The sequence below is a fragment of the Mesorhizobium sp. M0478 genome, from assembly GCF_040321305.1.
In the GTDB taxonomy this organism is placed as follows: Bacteria; Pseudomonadota; Alphaproteobacteria; order Rhizobiales; family Rhizobiaceae; genus Mesorhizobium.
This window is the reverse complement of the sequence record NZ_JAMYRH010000013.1, coordinates 57,346-75,430: the sequence shown is the minus strand read 5'-3', so window position 1 is coordinate 75,430 and position 18,085 is coordinate 57,346. Positions and strand designations below refer to the sequence as shown.

Here is an 18,085-nt window from a genome sequence, read left to right as displayed (position 1 = left end):
ATCGGCAGACACGCCAAGCCGAGGGAAATCTTGCTACAGTGCACCAAAAATGTTGCAGTGCAGCAAGACCTATACTAACGTCCCTGCGGGTGGGCCAACAGCGGTAGAGTTCCATGCTGCATGTCTTGTGCCTCCGGCACCCTGTTTTCGGCCCGGCTTTTGTCAAGGGCACACCGGCTCTCCGCACGAGCGCATCCTGCCGATGAAGATTTGCTTCGTAGTCGACAAGTTCCCCTCATTGTCCGAAACCTTTGTTCTCGACCAGATAGCCGGATGCCTTGAGCGCGGCATGGAAGTCGGCGTCGTCTGCAACGAGACGTCCTTCGGCAGGGACAGCAACATCGATGATCCGCGCTGGCAGGCGCTGCCAGGAAAGGTCATATGCTGGTGGGGTGGCCTGGGTCGCTATCGCCCGCTGCTCAGGAAGTGGTCCGGCAGGTTCTGGGACAAGCTCTCGACCGCCATCGACATTGCTCATGCCCGAAAACTGCAGGGCGCCGACGTCATCGTTGCCCATTTCGGCAACAACGGCATGCGCGTGGCCCGCGCCATCAAGCGCGGGAGGATTTCCGCTCCCCTGGTGACGATATTTCACGGCCGTGATGTCGGCGAACCGCTGCATGACAATACGCTCGCGCGCTACAAGATTGTGTTCGAAAAGGGCGTTCTTCAACTGCCGGTGAATGCGTTTTTCCGCGATGCCTTGATTGAGGTCGGTGCATCGCCGGAGCAGGTTGTGGTTCACCATATGGGGGTGCGGCCGAGTGACATCGACTATCGGTGGCGTTCATGGGAGCAGGCTACGCTCTCTTTCATCTCGGTCTGCCGCCTGACTGAAAAGAAGGGCATCGAATATGCGCTTCGCGCGCTTGCTGGCCTGCCGCGGCGAGACTGGATCTACTCGGTGATCGGCGGCGGAGAACTTCTCGAGCAGCTGAAGGGGATCGCCGCAGAGCTCGGCATTGCCGACAGGGTGAATTTTCTTGGGCCCCGGCCGCACAGCGAAGTCAAACAGCGTCTGCGCGATGCGCATGTATTCCTGCTGCCCAGCGTCGGCGCCCGCGATGGCGATCTGGAAGGCATTCCGGTTTCGCTGATGGAAGCGATGGCCGCCGGCCTGACGGTGGTCAGCACATATCATTCCGGGATCCCTGAACTGATCGACGATCACAAGACGGGTTTTCTCGTGGCTGAGCGGGACGTTGCGGCGCTGACCGGAAAGCTTGCCTGGATCGCCGAGAATCCGAAGCCGTGTGAAGAGATCGCTCTCGCGGCGCGCAAGAAGATCGAGGCCGAGTTCAACTCCGATCTGCTGAACCAACATTTCGTGGAAATCGCCATGCGGCTTGGCGAAACGAGGTCGCTTGCATGAACGCCAATCCGCCCCCCCAGTTCGGTCGTGTCGCCCTGCGCGGCGGGCTGGTAACCATCGGCGCCCAGGGCTTCAAGATGGCGATCCAGTTTCTCTCCGTCATCGTGCTGGCCCGTCTGCTCGTCCCCGAGGATTTCGGTCTGGTGGCTTCCGTCGGGCCGATCGTCGCCTTCGTCGGGCTGCTTCAGAATCTGGGCCTGCAGCAGGCTGTGGTTCAGCGCAAGGACATCAGCAACCAGCAGCTCAACCAGGTGTTCTGGATCAGCGCGCTCGTCGGGCTGGGTAGTGCCGTGGTAGTGGCCGGCCTGGCGCCTGCCATCGCCGCGTTCTATGGCGATCAACGTATGTCCGGCATCACCCTTGGCTCTGCCCTGCCGCTGCTTCTCGGCAGTCTGGCCGCAGTGCCGCTGGCGTTGATGAACCGGCACCTGCAGTTCGGCCAGCTCGCACTGAACGATGTGATAAGCGCCGCCGCCGGACTGCTGGCCGCCGCGATCGCGGCCTATGCGGGGTTGGGCTACTGGTCGCTGGTCATCGGCCCGGCGGTTTCGGCAGCTATCGCCCTGGCTGCCGCCTGGCTGGTGGCGCGTTGGACGCCTTTGCGGCCGGACCTGAAGGTCGATGCCGATATATTGTCGTTCGGCGCCAACCTGACCGGCTTCAACCTCGCCAACTTCTTCTCGCGCAATCTCGACAACATTCTCATCGGAAAATATTCCGGTGCGATCGAACTCGGCTATTACGACCGCGCCTACAAGCTCCTGTTGTTCCCGCTGCAGAACATCAACCAGCCGCTGACACGGGTCATGGTGCCGCTGCTCAGCCGCATTCACGATGACAAGGCCCGCTTTCGCGATATCTATGTGCGCACCAACTGGATGCTGGCGGCCGTTACCATGCCGGGCATCGCGGCGCTGACGCTGACCTCTAATCAGATCGTCGGACTTCTCTTCGGCGCGGGCTGGGCACCGGTCGCACCGATCTTTGCCTGGCTGGGCATCGCCAGCCTGGTCCAGTCCGTTTCAAGCACGACGGGATGGATATTCATCTGTCAGGGCAAGACGAAGACCATGTTCCATTGGGGCATCTATTCGTCGCTGACGACCGTCGCTGCCTTCGTCGTCGGCCTGCACTGGGGCGCCGTCGGCGTTGCCGCGGCCTATGCCATCAGCGGTTACGTGCTGCGCGTTCCCGTGCTGGCGCTACTGGTCCATCGCGTCGGTCCGGTGACCGCCGCCGACTTCCTGCTCATGCAGGGGCTTTTCATCGCCTCGTCCCTGCTTGCCTGGTTCCTGTACCTGTGGTTGCCGGCGTCTCTAACGGGCCAGTCAGACCTGCTCGCGGTCTTTTTGGCGCTTGCCCTCAACTACGGCATCGGTCTCGTTTTCATGCTTGCCGTCCCGCAGTCGCGACGCGCCTTGTTCACCACCCTGTCCAACGCCGCGCGCAATATCCGCTGAGCGGCCGGCGATCAGCGGCGCCAGCAGGTTTGTGGCCGACATTGCCGAAGCATGTTCTTCGAGCACGGCCTGAAGGCTTGTCTTGCGATATCGGTCGAGATTTCCCGCAAACCGGCCGAGCTTTTCGCGCGCCTCTTCGGGCGTCACGGTGTCGATGTCGAGCAGCACATCGTCGACACCGATTCGCTTGGCCACTTCCTTGGTTTTGAACTCGTAGGCGATCGGCAGCACCGGCGTGCCGACGCAAAGCGACATGATCATCATATGCATGCGCGTCGCGACGACGAAGTCGAAGCCCTTCACCAGCCCCATCAACTGGTCCGGCGTGTGGAACGAAGCGTCCACTGTCACGTGGCTGGCGATCTCAGGATCGAGCTCGGCAACGATGGCCTGTGCGGTCTTGGAATCGTCATGGGCATATTCCGGCACGCCCTGACACGTGGAGACGAAGGTCACCTCCTTGCCAAGGTCCCTGACAAGAATTGTGGCGATCTCGCGGATCGAATCCAGATAGCGGCGCATGCCGCCCTCACCGTCGCTGACGTAGTTCCAGTGGCGGACCGAAATAGCGACGCGGCCCGTCGACGCCGGCGGCTGGCTGGAAGCGAGACGCTTGCCGATCCTGTCGGTATCGGCCAAGGCGAATACGGCATCGGCCACCACGTGGCACTTTCCGAGATCCTTCACCAAGTCCCGGATATGGGTCCGCGACCGTTCGTCGCGCAACAGGATGAGCGGACTGCGGTCAAAGATCGGGCCGAGCTCCTGGCGGTTGTAACTTTTGTCGAACGGACCGAGGGATTGCGTGAAGAAGACCGGATCTTTGCCAAATACGGCATCGAGCCTGAACTGATTGAGGCGTCGTTCGAGATTGTAGTTCTCGACGAGATAGGTTCCCCCTGTGGTGACCACCATGTCCGCGTCGGCGTAGATATCGAGACCGCGCCGGTCGCGATGGCTGAAAAAATTGCCTAGCGCGCTGCTGCCAAACCAGCGCAGGGCCTGGAGAACGAGCCGATTGTAGATCGGCTTGAACCGGTCCCTCAGCCCGCTGCCATTCTTGTATCGGAACAGGGATTCCGACAGCAGCTTATGAAATTCGAGGTCGGGATAATCCGTCTTCGGATAGAGTCGTTCCGCAACCTCGGGCTGGCTGTCGAAGACGGCAAACCGCACGTCGCCTTGCACGATCGTCCTGAGAATGTGGCGGATCGCCAGCAGAATCGCCGCATCCCCGGTATTCAGGCAGACTGTGTTTTCAACGACGATCTTCATGGGATACCTCATTTCGTCAGCAGATTCCGCGGCGGGGCCTGCGGTGCCTAGGACGGGCATGGTGACCGAAAATACCCACGCCAGGACGATCCCGATGCGGCTCGCGTCACAATTCATCGCTGCATCGGGCTGGGTGACCAGTCAGAGCGGCGCTCAAGCCCGACGGAGGGTAACGCATCAATTTTGCAGTGCAACAAAAAACGTGCACTTATGCTACGGCGCACCAAAAATGTTGCGATGCAGCAAAAGCTGGGTTAGCATTCCCGTGGGTGGGCCAACAGCGGTCGAGTTTTCATGCTGCATGTCTTGTACCTTGTGCACGATGTTTCCGACCCGGCGGTGCGCCGGCGGATCATAATGCTCAAGGCAGGCGGCGCGCGGGTCACGTTGGCCGGCTTCCGTCGGACCACAAATGCTGTTCCCGACGTCGAGGGGCTGCAGCCGGTCGACCTCGGCGCGACGCGTGACGGCCGATTCGGCCAGCGTCTGGCGGCGGTCGCCAAGGCGGCGCTGTCGATAGGCTCGAAGCTTGCGGCGATGCCGAAGCCCGACCTCATCATCGCGCGCAATCTGGAAATGCTGGCGCTGGCCAGGCGCGCCAAGGCCGCCTTTCGCGGCGGCGTGCCGATCGTCTACGAATGCCTCGACATTCATCGCCTGGTGCTGCGCAATGACATGCTGGGCAAAGCGCTGCGCACAGCGGAGCGTTATCTCGCCCGCGACGTGAAGCTTCTGGTGACGAGCTCACCGGCCTTCATCGCCAATTATTTCAAGCCGTTCGGGCAGGTCGCCGCACCGGTGGAACTGGTCGAAAACAAATACTTCGAAACCGCGCCGATCGCCTTGGATGACAGGTCAACGGCCGAAAACCCTGCAGCACCCCCGTGGCGCATCGGCTGGTTCGGCGCGCTGCGCTGCCGCCGCTCGCTGGAGCTGCTGGCCGACTTCACGCGCCGTCAGGGCGGGCGCTTCGAGGTCGTCCTCCGGGGCCGTCCGGCACTCTCGGAATTCCCGGATTTCCACGCTTTTGTCGAGGCCGAACCCTATCTCTCCTTTCGTGGCCCCTACCGCAACCCGGAAGACATGGCCGCGATCTACGGCGAAGTGCATTTTTCCTGGGCGATCGATTTCTTCGAGGAAGGGCAGAATTCGGAATGGCTGCTGCCCAACCGCCTCTATGAGGGCTGCCGCTTCGGCGCCGTACCGATCTCGATGGGCAATACCGAGACCGGGCGCTTTCTCAACCAGCAGGACGTTGGCGTCCTGCTTTCCGATGCCACGCCCGAAATCCTGGAAACCGCGCTCGGCCGCATGGACCAGGAGCACTTCGGCAAGGCCAAGGCGCGTGTGCTGGCCCGCAACCCACGAACCTGGAGTTACGACCGCAGCGACTGCCGCGCCTTTGTCGACAGGCTGCGCGGCCTTGCGGTTGCCCCTGGTTCGTTCGCCACCGAGGCACTGGCCTGAAGGATGACCAATGACAAAAGTGCAGTTCATGGAAAGGCGCCGATGACGCAAACCGAAGCGCTGCCGCCAAGCCTGATCGTCATTCCGTGCCTGAATGAGGCAGCCCATATCGGCGCGTTGCTCGAGCAGCTCAGGCCGGCAGCGCTAAGGCTCGGCGCCCGCATCGTCGTTGCCGATGGCGGCAGCACCGATGGTACTTTGGCCATTGCCGAAGCGGTTGCGGCCAAGGACCCTCAGGTCGTCCTCCTGAACAACCCAAAACGTATCCAGAGCGCGGCGATCAATCTCGCCGTCGCCAGCCTCGGTGACGGCGCCGAATACCTGATCCGCATCGATGCCCATGGCGGCTATCCCGCCGATTATTGCGACCGGCTGGTCGAGGAGGCGCTCGCCACTTCAGCCGATTCGGTCGTCGTCTCGATGCTGACCAGCGGCAGCGGCGCGGTGCAGAAAGCGGTCGCGGCGGCGCAGAATTCCAAGCTCGGCACCGGCGGCTCCAAGCACCGGCACCTTTCCGCCGGCGAATGGGTGGACCATGGCCATCACGCGCTGATCCGGATCTCGGCCTTCACCGCGGTCGGCGGCTATGACGAGACCTTCAGCCACAATGAGGATGCCGAACTCGACTACCGCCTGCGCCGGGCAGGCTACCGCATCTGGATGAGCGGCAAGACGCAGATGGTCTACTATCCGCGTTCGTCGCTGAAGGGCCTGTATTTCCAATATCTCGGCTATGGCCGCGGCCGCGCCAAGAATGTGCTCAAGCACCGCATGATCCCGAAAGTTCGGCAGATGATCCCGCTGCTGGTGGCGCCGGTCGTCCTTCTCGCGGTATTTTCCTTTATCCACTGGCTGGCGGCGGTGCCGCTGCTGGTCTGGGCTTCGGTCTGTCTGGGCTACGGCGCTGTGACCGCCATCAGCCAGCGCAATCCCAACAATGTGCTGGCGGGCATTTCGGCGATGGTCATGCATTTCGGCTGGTCGCTCGGGTTTTGGCTGCAACTGCTCGGCTCGCGATCGCAGCGCGGGGTGGCATGATGGTCGCCGACAGCCGCCGAATCGACATCTGCGTCTGCACGTTCCGGCGGCCGGAACTGGCCGACACGCTGCGGTCGCTCGCTGCCATGGATATGCCTGCCGGTTTCGGCATCGGCGTCATCGTCGCCGACAATGACGACGAGCCGACCGCCGAGCCGCTGGTGACCGCGCTGGCGAGCGAATTGAAGCTCGTGGCCCGCTACCGGCACGCCCCGGCGCGCAACATCTCGGTTGCCCGCAACGCCTGTCTTGATGCCAGCACGGCCGATTTTGTCGCCTTCATCGACGACGATGAAACCGCTTCCCGGCAATGGCTGGCCGAACTGATTGCTATCGCGGAGACAAGCGGCGCCGAGGCCGTGCTCGGTCCGGTGCGGGCGCTCTACCGCTCGGATGCGCCGGACTGGATGCGCAAGGGCGATTTCCATTCGACCTTGCCGGTCTGGGTGCAGGGCGAAATCCGCACCGGCTACACCTGCAACGTCCTTTTGAGGATGAGCGCCGACAGCTTGCGCGACCGTCGTTTCAGCCTGGCGCGCGGCCAGAGCGGCGGCGAGGACACCGAATTCTTCGACCGCATGGTCAAGGCAGGCGGTCGCATCGCCTTTGCGCCGGAGGCGTGGGTCGAGGAAGTCGTGCCGCGTTCGCGAGCCGCTTTCGACTGGCTGCGCCGCCGCCGCTTCCGCTTCGGCCAGACGCACGGCCACCTCATCGGCCATGACGCAGGCGTGATAGAGCGTGCGAAGGCTGTCGGCCTTGCCTCGGCCAAGGCCGTCTATTGCTTCGGCATGGCGGCGTTGACCGCGATTAGCCCGGTCCGCCGCAACCGCAGCGTGCTGCGCGGCATCATGCATGTCGGCGTCGTCAGCGGCCTCGTCGGTATCAGCGAAATTCGCCAATACGGACTGTCTTCCCCGCAGCAAGGAGGCAAGCGTGCAGCCTGACGTCTCCTTTGTCATCGCAGCCTACAATGCCGCGGCCACGCTCGACCGGGCGATCGCAAGCGCCATGGCCCAGCGCGATGTCAGCGTCGAAATCATCGTCGCCGATGACCAGTCGCGCGACAACACGCTCGACGTCGCAAGAGCCTATCCAAAAGATGTCGTCAAAGTGGTTGCGCTGCCGGCAAATCGTGGCCCTGGCGGCGCCAGGAATGCCGGCCTCGACCTCGCCACAGGCCGCTGGGTCGCGGTGCTCGATTCCGACGATGCCGTCCTGCCCGGGCGGCTCGCCGCCATGATCGCGCGAGCCGAAAGTGCGGGCGCTGTAATCGCCGTCGACAACCTCCAGGTGGTGCGCGAGGACGGCATTGCCGAAGCGACGATGTTTCCCGCCAAATATCTGGAGGGCCTGCGTGAAATCACGCTCGCCGACTACATCGCTGGCAACATCGTTTTCGAATCCACGTTCAACCTTGGCTATCTCAAGCCGATCTTCCAGCGCCGTTTCCTGATCGAAAACGGGCTTCGCTATGATGAAAGTCTGAGCATAGGCGAGGATTACATCCTGCTCGCCAACGCGCTGGCCAAGAGCGGAAAATGCGTCGTCGAGCCGACGACCGGCTATATCTACCACATCCGCACGGGCTCGATCTCGCGCGTGCTCGAGCTTCACCATATCGAGGCGATGCGCAAGGCCGACGCGGTCTTCGCCGAGACCAATTCCATGGACGCTGCTGCTGCGGCCGCCTTCGCCAAACGCGCCCGCAGCCTGCGCAAGGCGGCATCGTTCCTGTCGCTGGTCCAGCACATCAAGGCGCGTTCGCCGTTGAAAGCGATACGCACCGCGCTAAGTGATCCGGCGGCTGTCAGGCACATGTCGATGCCGATCGCCGTCCGCCTCAAAAGGGTGGCGGCGCAGTTTGCTGTCGGCGCGGAGTAAGGAGGGCGAGTACATGAAGACGTTTGTTCGTGGCCTGCAACAGGCTGAAATCGATCTGCTCAGAAGGAATTTGCGATGAAGAAAATCAGGAAGGCAGTCATCCCTGTGGCGGGGCTTGGAACACGGTTCCTGCCGGCAACCAAGTCGATTCCGAAGGAGATGCTGCCCGTGGTCGACCGGCCGGTCGTCCAATATGCGGTGGACGAGGCCTTCGAAGCCGGCATCGAGCACATCGTGTTCGTCACCGGCCGCAACAAGGCTGTCATCGAGGACTACTTCGACCTGCACCCCGAACTGATTGGAACGCTCGAACAAACCGGCAAGAAGACCCAGCTGGAGGCGCTCGAAAGCATGCTGCCCGTGGCCGGCGCCACCAGCTTCATCCGCCAGCAGTCGCCACATGGTCTCGGCCATGCGGTGTGGTGCGCACGCGAAGTCATCGGCGACGAGCCCTTCGCCCTGCTGCTCCCCGATATGGTGTCGTTCGGTCGCCGAGGTTGCCTGGCTGAAACAGTCGATCTCTATCAGCAGACCGGCGGCAATGTGATCGCCGTCGAGCGCTGTGATCCCAGCGAGACCAGCAAATACGGCATCGTCGGGCGCGGCGCCGAGACAGGCAGCGGCTTCGAGGTGACGGCCATGGTCGAAAAGCCGGCGCCGGCCAATGCGCCGTCGAACTATTACATCAACGGCCGCTACATCCTGCAGCCCGAGATCTTCTCGCTGCTGGGCAACCAGCAGCGCGGCGCCGGCAACGAAATCCAGCTTACCGATGCCATGGTGCGGCTGGCGAAAAGCCAGTCTTTCTTTGCCCAGCCTTTCAATGGCCGCATGTTCGACTGCGGCTCCAAGGAAGGCTTCATAGAGGCGACCATCGCCTTCGCGCTGGCGCGCGACGACATGAAGGGACCTGTGCTGGAAATGCTGCAGGCGTTCGTGCGGTCGCATGAGCGTCAGGAAGTGGCCGCATAATGCCCATCTTTCGAGGGCATATGCGTTTGGACGATGGCGCGGCTCATGCCTGCACGCCTGGCCGCTCAGGCCCGGCGCCGGATGGCATGAAGCTTGCGTTGCATATCTTGCCCCCGATCTCCGCAGCTTCGGACGAGGTGGGACCTGACCCGTCTCGCTCCGGCGCCTGTAACCTAGAATTGGATCGAAGATGAATTATGCCAGCTTTCCTCTCGACAAGAGGATGCCATTGCCCAACCCCGATCAGGAAAAGGGTGAAGACTTCATCGACGTCGAGCGCCTGCTTGGCATGGCGGCGCGTCAGGTCAAGGTGGTGGCGGTCTGCGCCATCATCGGCCTGTTCCTGGGGTTGCTCTATCTGCAGACCACGCCCAAGCAATACATGTCGGTCGCCAGCGTGCTGATCGACGAAGGCCTGAACAAGGTCATCGACGACATCTCGGCTGCATCCGTCACCATGCAGACCGACGCCGCCCTGCTCAGCCAGATCGAAATCATCACCTCGGCGCGGCTGGCCTCGGTGGTGGTCGACAAGCTGAAACTCGACCAGAACGCAGAGTTCATGAACCCGCCGCAATCGGCGCTGGTCAAGGGCATCGGCTTCGTGCGCGGCGTGATCGGCTATTTCCGCTCAAGTTCCGCCGAGCAGATTCCCGGCATGGAAAACGTCGATGAGGCGACACGCCAGGCCATGATGCAGACGGCGCGCCACGACTATGCCGTGCTGAAGCTGCAGAGCGAGGTGCTGGCGCAGCGCAACGGCCGCTCCTATGTGCTCGCCATCGGTTACCAGTCGACCAATCCGGCGCTCGCCACCGCCATCACCAAGGCCTATGCCGACGCCTATCTCGCCGACCAGCTCAATGCCAGCTTCGACGCCACCGAGCGCGCTGCGGTCTGGCTGCAGGGCCGGCTGACCGAGCTTCGTCAGAACTCACAGGCGGCCGCTATGGCGGTCGAGAAATTCAGGGCCGAGCATGGTCTGGCCGCCAACAGCGACGGCCAGCTGATCAGCGACAAGCAGATTGCCGATCTCACCGCGCAACTGATCGTCGCGCAGGCCGATACGGCGCGCGCCAGCGCCCGCTATCAGCAATACAAGACCATCGTCGAAAGCGGCTCGGACAATGCCTTCAACGATTCCGCCATCTCAAGCGATCAGCCGGCAAGCTCCGTCATTGCAACGCTCAAGACCCGCTATCTCGCAGTGGCCAAGCGGCTGCAGGACGTGACGGCCAATTTCGGCGCCGACCATCCGCAGGCGGTGGCGCTGGCCAAGGAAAAGGCCGACCTGTCGACCCAGATTTTCGGCGAGTTGAAGCAACTGACCGAAAGCTATCGCAATGAATATGAAGTCGCGCTTTCACGCGAGACCTCACTGAGGCAGAAGATCGCCGACGCGGCCGGCAAGAGCTCCATCGACAACCAGAGCCAGGTCAAACTGCGCGAACTCGACCAGCAGGCGCAGGCGCTGACCACGCTCTACCAGACCTTCCTTAGCCGCTACGAGGAGGCCTCGCAGCAGCAATCCTTCCCGGTCGGCAAGGTCCGCATCATCTCGGATGCCTCAACGCCGCTTTCCGCCTCGAGCCCGCGCACCTCCAGGGTGCTGGCGCTGTCGCTGGTGCTTGGCGTGCTGCTTGGCGCCGGCTTTGGTGGCCTGAATGAGTTCAACGAGCGCTTCTTCAGGACCGGCGAGGACATTCGCGATCGCGTCGGCCTCAAATTCCTCGGCTATTTGCCGATGATCGGCGGCAGGCTCGGCAAGGACGCCGACGGCGGTGCGGCGGATGCCAAAGGCGCCAACACATTGTCGGCGGCCGAGAAACGGGCGCGCATGCGGGTCAGCGTCGATGCGCCGGCATCAATGTTCTCCGAAACGCTGCGCAACGCCAAGATCGCCTTCGACGTCGTCATGGAAGGGCAAGGCAGCCGGGTCATAGGCGTGGTCTCGGTCCTGCCCGGCGAGGGCAAGTCTACGGTCGCCGCCAATCTCGCCGGATTGCTGGCCGCCAACGGCTCGAAGACGCTTTTGATCGACGCCGATCTGCGCAATCCTGGCCTCAGCCGCAACCTCGGCATGGAAGCCGAGCAGGGGCTGATGGAGGCCGTGGTCAACGGCCAGACCTGGCAGTCGGTCGGCAAAGTCGACCGCCAGACCAAGCTGGCGATCATCCCGGCCGTGCTGCGTGGGCAATTCTCGCATACCAGCGAGCTGCTGTCGTCGGCCGGAATGCGGCGCTTCATCGACAACGCCAAGGAGACGTTCGAGTACATCATCGTCGACCTGCCGCCGCTCGGCCCCGTGGTCGACGCCAAGGCGTTTGCGCCGCTGGTCGACGGCTTCGTGCTGGTTGCCGAATGGGGCCGCACGCCGCGCGCCATGGTGCGCTCGCTGCTGGAGCAGGAACCCTACGTCGCAAGCAAGGTCGTCGGCGCCGTGCTCAACAAGGTCGATCTGAAGAAGCTGCCGAAATACGGCTCGCTCGGCGGCTCGGAAAAGTTCTTCGACCGCTATTCGACCTACTATCTGGAGAAATCGGACGTGCGAGCCAAGACCGCCGCCTGAACGGAGCGCGATCCTGAAAAGGAGCGTGATCCGGACAGCGGATCCGGTTTTCGGAAAAGATCACGCTCAAACGAAGAAGCACGGCAGGTCAGGAAAAGATCAGCTTGCCGAACTTACCCGCGATCCTGAGCGCTGTCAGCCGTCCGCTCTGAAAGGCGCCGGTGTCGATGCCGAGCCTTCGCCCGTCAAGCCTGGGGATATCGACCGGCGTGTGCCCATGCACCACAAGGCGGTCGAGCAGATGTGCGGCCTTGAAGAACTCGTCGCGGATGTTGAGCAGATCCTGCTCATCCTGTGCGACCAGGTCGATGCCCGGCCTGATGCCGGCATGGACGAAAACGAATTTATCCGAACAGAGCAGCACCGGCAGGCTGCGCAGGAAGTCGATATGGCTGGCCGGAATGACCTCCTTCACGCGCCGGTCGACCGCGTCGCTCGAGGCATAGAGGCTGGCAAGCCGCGCCGGATCGACCCCATAGGAAAACAGAGTCTCGCGGCCGCCGACCGCCAGCCAGCGGTCCCGCGACAGATAGCCGTCGAGATAGTTCAGCATGGCCACTTCGTGGTTTCCCGCCAGGCAGACGCGCAGGAACCCTGTTGGCGGCAGCGCCAAGAGGTGGTCGAGCACGCGCGCCGATTGCGGCCCGCGATCGATATAGTCGCCGAGCATGACGATAATCTTGCGGCCGCGAAATTGCAGCGCGTCGAGCTGGATCTTCTGCTCCAGCGACAGCAATTCCTTGTAGCAGCCATGCACGTCGCCGATCGCGTAGACGACGGTGTCGTCCATATCCATTTCCAGGCGCTCGCGCGGCGCCGGCCGGGGGGGCCTGGATCGCTGGAACAACGCCACTGGGGCCGTCAGACCCCGATGCCGCGGGCTTTGAGCGCCGCGGTGATCTCGTCAAGAATGGCGGGATCGTCGATAGTCGCCGGCATCGTCCATTCTTCCTTGTCGGCGATCTTCTGCATGGTGCCGCGCAGGATCTTGCCGGAGCGCGTCTTGGGCAGGCGCTTGATCGTCACCACGGTCTTGAAGGCCGCGACCGGGCCGATCCGTTCGCGCACCAGCCCCACCACTTCGCCTTCGATGGCAGCGGTATCGCGCGACACACCGGCATTGAGCACGACGAAGCCGAGCGGGACCTGGCCCTTCATAGCGTCAGCGACGCCGATGACGGCGCATTCGGCAACATCGGGATGCGCTGAAAGCACCTCCTCCATGGCTCCGGTCGACAGCCGGTGTCCGGCGACATTGATGATGTCGTCTGTGCGCGCCATGACATAGAGGTAGCCGTCGTCGTCGATCATGCCGGCATCGGCCGTCTTGTAGAAGCCGGGAAATTCCTCGAGATAGGCTTGCCGGAAACGCTCGTCGGCATTCCACAGCGTCGGCAGGCAGCCGGCCGGCAGCGGCAGTTTCACCGCCACATTGCCAAGTGTGCCGCGCGGCACTTCATGGCCGGCATCGTCGAGCACGCGAATGTCGTAGCCCGGCATCGGCACGCCGGGCGAGCCGTATTTCACCGGCAGCAGGCCGAGGCCCGCCGGGTTGATGGTCATCGGCGAGCCGGTCTCGGTCTGCCACCAATGATCGACCACCGGCACGTTGAGTTTCTGCTCCGCCCATTTGATGGTTTCCGGGTCTGCGCGTTCGCCGGCCAGGAACAGAGTGCGGAATTTCGACAGATCGTATTTCGGCACGAATTCGCCCTTGGGGTCCTGCCCCTTGATGGCGCGGAAGGCCGTCGGCGCGGTGAACAGCGCGACCACGCCGTGTTCTGCGATCACCCGCCAATAGGTGCCGGCGTCGGGTGTGCCGATCGGCTTGCCCTCGAACAGCACGCTTGTCGCACCATGCAGCAGCGGTCCGTAAACGATGTAGGAATGGCCGACCACCCAGCCGACATCGGAGGCCGCCCAGAATACTTCGCCCGGTCTGACGCCGAACTCGTTTTCCATCGTCCATTTGAGCGCGACCATGTGGCCGCCATTGTCGCGCACGATGCCCTTCGGCTGGCCGGTCGTGCCGGAGGTGTAGATGATGTAGAGCGGGTCGGTGGCGAGCACCGGAACGCAATCGACGTTGGCGCTCGCGGCGCGCTCGCGGGCAACGGCGTCGGCAAAATCGATATCGTAATGCTCCCTCAGATCGCAGCGCAGCTGGTCGCGCTGCAGGATCAGGCAGGCGTCCGGCTTGTGGCGGGACATTTCGATCGCCTTGTCGAGCAGCGGCTTGTAGGCCACGACACGTCCAGGCTCCAGGCCGCAGGACGCGGAGATGACCAGCTTCGGCTTGGCGTCGTCGATGCGGGTGGCGAGCTCGTGCGAGGCAAAGCCGCCGAACACCACCGAATGCACCGCGCCGATGCGGGCACAGGCAAGCATCGCGACCGCCGCTTCGGCCACCATCGGCATGTAGATGATGACGCGGTCGCCTTTGCGAATGCCGCGGTTCTTGAGCACCGAAGTCAGCGCTACCACTTCGCGCTTCAATTCGGCATAGGTGAATTTCTTGACCGTGCCGGTGATCGCGCTGTCGTAGATAAGTGCGATCTGGTCGGCACGGCCGCCTGCGACATGGCGATCGAGAGCGTTGAAGCAGGTGTTGCAGCTGGCGCCGTTGAACCAGCGCCCGTAAACGCCGGCCTTGGCATCGAAGACGCTGGTCCACGGCGAATACCAGTCGATCGCCTCGGCCGCATCGGCCCAGAATTGTTCTGGGTCGCGTTTCCAGCCGTCATAGACCTCGTGGTAGCGTGACGCCATTCATCCCTCCTCGGGAAAACTCTCTATCTTGCAATAGCCTATGCGGGTTTTCCCGGCCACGTCTTTCCCCAAATGCCATGTCTTTCCCGAAATTTGGCGCTTGGCCGATCTCGCCTTGGCCATAAATTGCAGGCACCATGGCCGGGTTTGAAATCGGGGCAGGGCGCGCAATGACGGTACGATACGGGGTTGGATCTGCCGTTGGAGCAGCGCTGCTGTTGACGATCGTTTCCGCCGCCCAGGCCGGCGATGCCGCCGCGCGGCGCATCATCGGCTTTTCCCCCGACGGCAAATATTTCGCCTTCGAGCAATATGGCGAGCTCGACGCTGCCGTTTCCGGCTGGTCGCAGATCGACATCATCGACACAAGCACAGACGAGTTCGTCGGCGGCAAGCCGATCCTTGTCCTCGACGAATCGGAAGAGGCGACCACGACGGTGGAGCAGGCACGGGCGCAGGCCGCAAAGCAGGCCGCGCCAATCCTGGCCAAATACGGCATCGCCGAGCGCGGCACGCGCACGGCCTCCGACAGGTTCACCTTCCCGGACGACACGGTCGAGTACAACGACATTTCCCGCCTCGAGCAGGCCGCGCAGAAATGGCTGTCGCCGTTCTATGGCGAAACACAGATTTCGACCATCCAGCTCGATGAGATTTTGGCCGACAGCAAGACGGACTGCTCGGCAAGCTTCGATGACGCCAAGCCAAGCGACCAGGCTCTTCCGAGCGACAAGACACTTCAGGGCGAAAAGAAACTTCAAGGCGCCAAGACGGGCAAGGCGCGCGGCTTCCGCCTGTCGCTGCAGGGGCAGGACGGCAAGCCGTTCAAGGTGCTGCACGAGGACAAGGCCGTGCCGGGCTCGCGCAACTGCCCGACTTCCTACAGCCTGTCGGAATCCTACGAATACACCCCGCCCGGCAGGCCGGCGGTAGTGGCGGTGCTGGTGCAGCGCTTCAGCCAGGGCTTCGAAGGACGCGACCGCCGCTTCATCGCCGTAACCGGCCATGCACGCTAAGCCGCGGCCCGTCTTGTGGCAGGCAGAAAAAGCTCATGCGCCCGGAGAAAGCAGGGCGTTCGTGTCGGATATCAGTCTTAAAGCGGCAAGGCCGCCAGCATCAGCCCGACGCCACCCGCAATCAATATGGCGGCTGCCAACGCTTTTCGATGACGTTCGAACGCGGTCGGCGCCCGCTCCCAGTTGTAACGCATACCCAATGCTCTCCCAAAACCCCGCGACTCCATAGCTTACTTTAGGTAAGAAAAGCAACACCTTGACCCTGCGAGATAGCTGGCTTGACCGTTTGCGGCGGTGATTCCCAGCCGCAATCACCGACTATTTCTGGGGTGCTTCCCCGTTCTCAGGCTCTGAATGATGTGGAAGTTACCACAATCTGAAATTGGATGTCTCCATTAGGCTTCGGTTGCCTGTGTCGTGAGGATGGTGGCGTTGCCGGATTGCCACAGAACGGTCAGGCCGGCTTGTTCTCCCTCTCGTCCGCGCAATGGACAGACCCGCATCGCCGCGCTATCTGCTCTCCAGGAAAATGGTGGAGGGGCTCCATGGCCCAAATCGGTTCTGAAATGGTTCTGCGGCTGGCGGACGACGCCTCGGTCCAGCATGTCGGCGATGGCGCCGTCGTGCTCTTGGCGCGCAGCGGCCAGCTTTACACCTGCAACGGCACCACCGAAGCCTTTCTCGACAAGGTGGACGGCGCCCGCAGCCTTGACCAGATCGTCGTCCTGTTGTCTGACGAGTTCGAGGTCGACAAGGGCACGCTCGACCAGGACATGGCGGCGCTGGCCGCCGAACTGGTGAGCGAAGGCATTCTCGCCGACCCGGCTCCCTGATGGTGGACGGCGTTCTCCTGCGCGCTTTGTTTCGTGTCCATTTATGGGCAAGCGCGCGGCTGATGCCGACCCTGATCGGCCGCCGCAGCTTCGAATCGGTGCTGAAATGGGCGCCGCTCAGCGCACCCACCCCTTATCGCGGCCTGTCGTCAGCCTACATCGTCGCTGCCGTCAACCGGACCGTCCGGCACCCCTGGCTGATGCGCGACCGCAGATGCCTGCGCGAGGGCCTGCTCGCCCACCGCTTCCTGCGCTTTGCCGGCTTCGATCCGGATCTGCGCTTCGGCGTCGATCCGAAGTCGATGCAGGCGCCGCGTATGTCTGCCCATTGCTGGGTCTGTCTCGATGGCCGCCCGGTGGTCTCGGACAGCCTCCCCGGCATGGTGCAGATCTATCGCCATCACGCCGATGCCGGAAAGGCGCACGCTGCTTGACCGGTCCGGCGACCACCTTCTGCTATGATCTCCAGGGCCAGGTCATCAGCATATCGGCCTCGCGGGCCGATCTCTGGCCGAGCTTCGACCTCTTGCTCGGCACGTTGCGCGTGAGCGGGCCGGTCGAGCCCGATTTCCGCGTCGACATCGTCGAGACGCGGGAGTTACCGGAATCGCCTGCCGGAAAACTCGCTTTCGACGGCGAGGTGCCGGAGGACGGCCATTGCCGGCTGATCGACGGTGGCGGCACCGTTCATCTGGTCTTTCCCGGCCTGCAGACCGTCTCGATCAATGCCGATGGAGGCTGGGCCGAGATACGAGTCCATCCCGATGCCAAGGTCAAATGGACGGTGCTGATGATGGTGCTGGATGCAGCACTTGATGCCGGCGACCAGCACATGCTGCACACCGCCGGCCTGACATTGCCCGGCCGCGAGGCGCTCGTGCTGATCCATGCGCCGAGCGGCACCGGCAAGTCAACGACGTCGCTGGCGCTGGCGTCGCAAGGTTTCGGCCTGTGCTCGGATGACGCCATGATCCTCAAGGTTTTGGCCGGTGGCGGCATCACGGCCTGGGGCTTGCCGCGCAAGGTGAAGGTCCACCGCCACACCGCGGCAATGCTGCCCTTCGTGGCGCCTTGCCTTGGCGACAAATGGGACGCCAATGGCGAGCAGGCCGTCTCGCTGGAACGTCTCGCCGAGATCATCCGCATCGAGGAAACTGTCGGCAGACCGGTTGCGGCACTGTTTCATCTCGCCCGCTCGGCGGACGCGCAAACCCGGCTCGTGCCCATGACCAGGACAGACGCCATGGTGGCGCTTGCCACCGACAATGTCAGGACCGGCATGACCGGCCTTTTGCCGGCGCAGAAGCGCCGCATGGCAACCATCGCAACGCTGGTCAAAGCCGTCCCGACATTTACCCTGGAAGTCGGCGCGAACCCGGCCGAGGCGGCCCCGCTGATCCGCTCGGCGCTGGCGGCGCGGGACTAAAGCACAC

General features: G+C 63.0%; 14 protein-coding genes and 1 pseudogene. 12 read left to right on the top strand and 3 right to left on the bottom strand.

The features are described 5' to 3' along the window. Positions 1-202 precede the first annotated feature (202 nt). Together NKI64_RS25700 and NKI64_RS25695 are read left to right on the top strand one after the other, a co-directional pair. Positions 203-1,372, top strand: a complete 1,170-nt coding sequence (locus tag NKI64_RS25700; RefSeq protein WP_023694198.1) for a glycosyltransferase — start codon at positions 203-205, stop codon at positions 1,370-1,372. After that, positions 1,369-2,832, top strand: a complete 1,464-nt coding sequence (locus NKI64_RS25695) for a lipopolysaccharide biosynthesis protein (protein WP_023684224.1) — start codon at positions 1,369-1,371, stop codon at positions 2,830-2,832. Before NKI64_RS25700 ends, NKI64_RS25695 begins: the two co-directional genes overlap by 4 nt. A 225-nt stretch (positions 2,833-3,057) precedes the next feature. Here NKI64_RS25695 and NKI64_RS25690 read toward each other — a convergent pair. Beyond that, positions 3,058-4,107: pseudogene (locus NKI64_RS25690) on the bottom strand (polysaccharide pyruvyl transferase family protein); the annotation flags it as partial. 294 nt (positions 4,108-4,401) lie between these two features. Here NKI64_RS25690 and NKI64_RS25685 point away from each other — a divergent pair. From NKI64_RS25685 to NKI64_RS25660, 6 genes are all read left to right on the top strand, one after another. Then, positions 4,402-5,574 carry a glycosyltransferase gene (locus tag NKI64_RS25685; protein ID WP_023694196.1) on the top strand — a complete coding sequence of 391 codons (1,173 nt, stop codon included), beginning with the start codon at positions 4,402-4,404 and terminating at the stop codon, positions 5,572-5,574. Between the two features lie 42 nt (positions 5,575-5,616). Continuing rightward, positions 5,617-6,612 carry a glycosyltransferase family 2 protein gene (locus tag NKI64_RS25680; protein ID WP_023694195.1) on the top strand — a complete coding sequence of 332 codons (996 nt, stop codon included), beginning with the start codon at positions 5,617-5,619 and terminating at the stop codon, positions 6,610-6,612. Continuing rightward, complete coding sequence (locus NKI64_RS25675) at positions 6,612-7,556, top strand: glycosyltransferase family 2 protein (protein WP_196814109.1); 945 nt, start codon at positions 6,612-6,614, stop codon at positions 7,554-7,556. Before NKI64_RS25680 ends, NKI64_RS25675 begins: the two co-directional genes overlap by 1 nt. Then, positions 7,546-8,493, top strand: a complete 948-nt coding sequence (locus tag NKI64_RS25670; protein WP_352670828.1) for a glycosyltransferase family 2 protein — start codon at positions 7,546-7,548, stop codon at positions 8,491-8,493. Before NKI64_RS25675 ends, NKI64_RS25670 begins: the two co-directional genes overlap by 11 nt. A 75-nt stretch (positions 8,494-8,568) precedes the next feature. After that, positions 8,569-9,465 carry a UTP--glucose-1-phosphate uridylyltransferase GalU gene (galU, locus tag NKI64_RS25665; protein WP_023668795.1) on the top strand — a complete coding sequence of 299 codons (897 nt, stop codon included), beginning with the start codon at positions 8,569-8,571 and terminating at the stop codon, positions 9,463-9,465. 190 nt (positions 9,466-9,655) lie between these two features. Continuing rightward, positions 9,656-12,034, top strand: a complete 2,379-nt coding sequence (locus tag NKI64_RS25660) for a polysaccharide biosynthesis tyrosine autokinase (RefSeq protein WP_023689994.1) — start codon at positions 9,656-9,658, stop codon at positions 12,032-12,034. 88 nt (positions 12,035-12,122) lie between these two features. Here NKI64_RS25660 and NKI64_RS25655 read toward each other — a convergent pair whose 3' ends face one another. Beyond that, positions 12,123-12,824, bottom strand: a complete 702-nt coding sequence (locus tag NKI64_RS25655; RefSeq protein ID WP_023689995.1) for a metallophosphoesterase family protein — start codon at positions 12,822-12,824, stop codon at positions 12,123-12,125. 71 nt (positions 12,825-12,895) lie between these two features. Beyond that, on the bottom strand, positions 12,896-14,803 hold the full coding sequence (locus tag NKI64_RS25650; protein WP_352670825.1) for a propionyl-CoA synthetase: 1,908 nt from the start codon (positions 14,801-14,803) through the stop codon (positions 12,896-12,898). A 218-nt stretch (positions 14,804-15,021) separates the two neighbouring features. On the opposite strand from NKI64_RS25650, the gene NKI64_RS25645 reads away from it, so the two are divergent. From NKI64_RS25645 to NKI64_RS25630, 4 genes are all read left to right on the top strand, one after another. Then, the gene (locus NKI64_RS25645) at positions 15,022-15,819 is read left to right on the top strand and encodes a DUF2259 domain-containing protein (RefSeq protein ID WP_023689998.1); all 798 of its coding nucleotides are present in this window, start codon (positions 15,022-15,024) and stop codon (positions 15,817-15,819) included. A gap of 545 nt (positions 15,820-16,364) precedes the next feature. Continuing rightward, a complete protein-coding gene (locus NKI64_RS25640; RefSeq protein WP_023684213.1) occupies positions 16,365-16,652 on the top strand; it encodes a PqqD family protein in 288 nt (95 codons plus the stop codon). Further along, a complete protein-coding gene (locus tag NKI64_RS25635; RefSeq protein ID WP_023668789.1) occupies positions 16,652-17,086 on the top strand; it encodes a lasso peptide biosynthesis B2 protein in 435 nt (144 codons plus the stop codon). The genes NKI64_RS25640 and NKI64_RS25635 overlap by 1 nt, the downstream gene beginning before the upstream one ends. Continuing rightward, positions 17,083-18,078 (top strand): phosphoenolpyruvate carboxykinase (ATP), encoded by a 996-nt coding sequence (locus tag NKI64_RS25630; RefSeq protein WP_023694189.1) that lies wholly within the window; start codon positions 17,083-17,085, stop codon positions 18,076-18,078. The genes NKI64_RS25635 and NKI64_RS25630 overlap by 4 nt, the downstream gene beginning before the upstream one ends. The last annotated feature ends 7 nt before the right edge of the window (positions 18,079-18,085 follow it).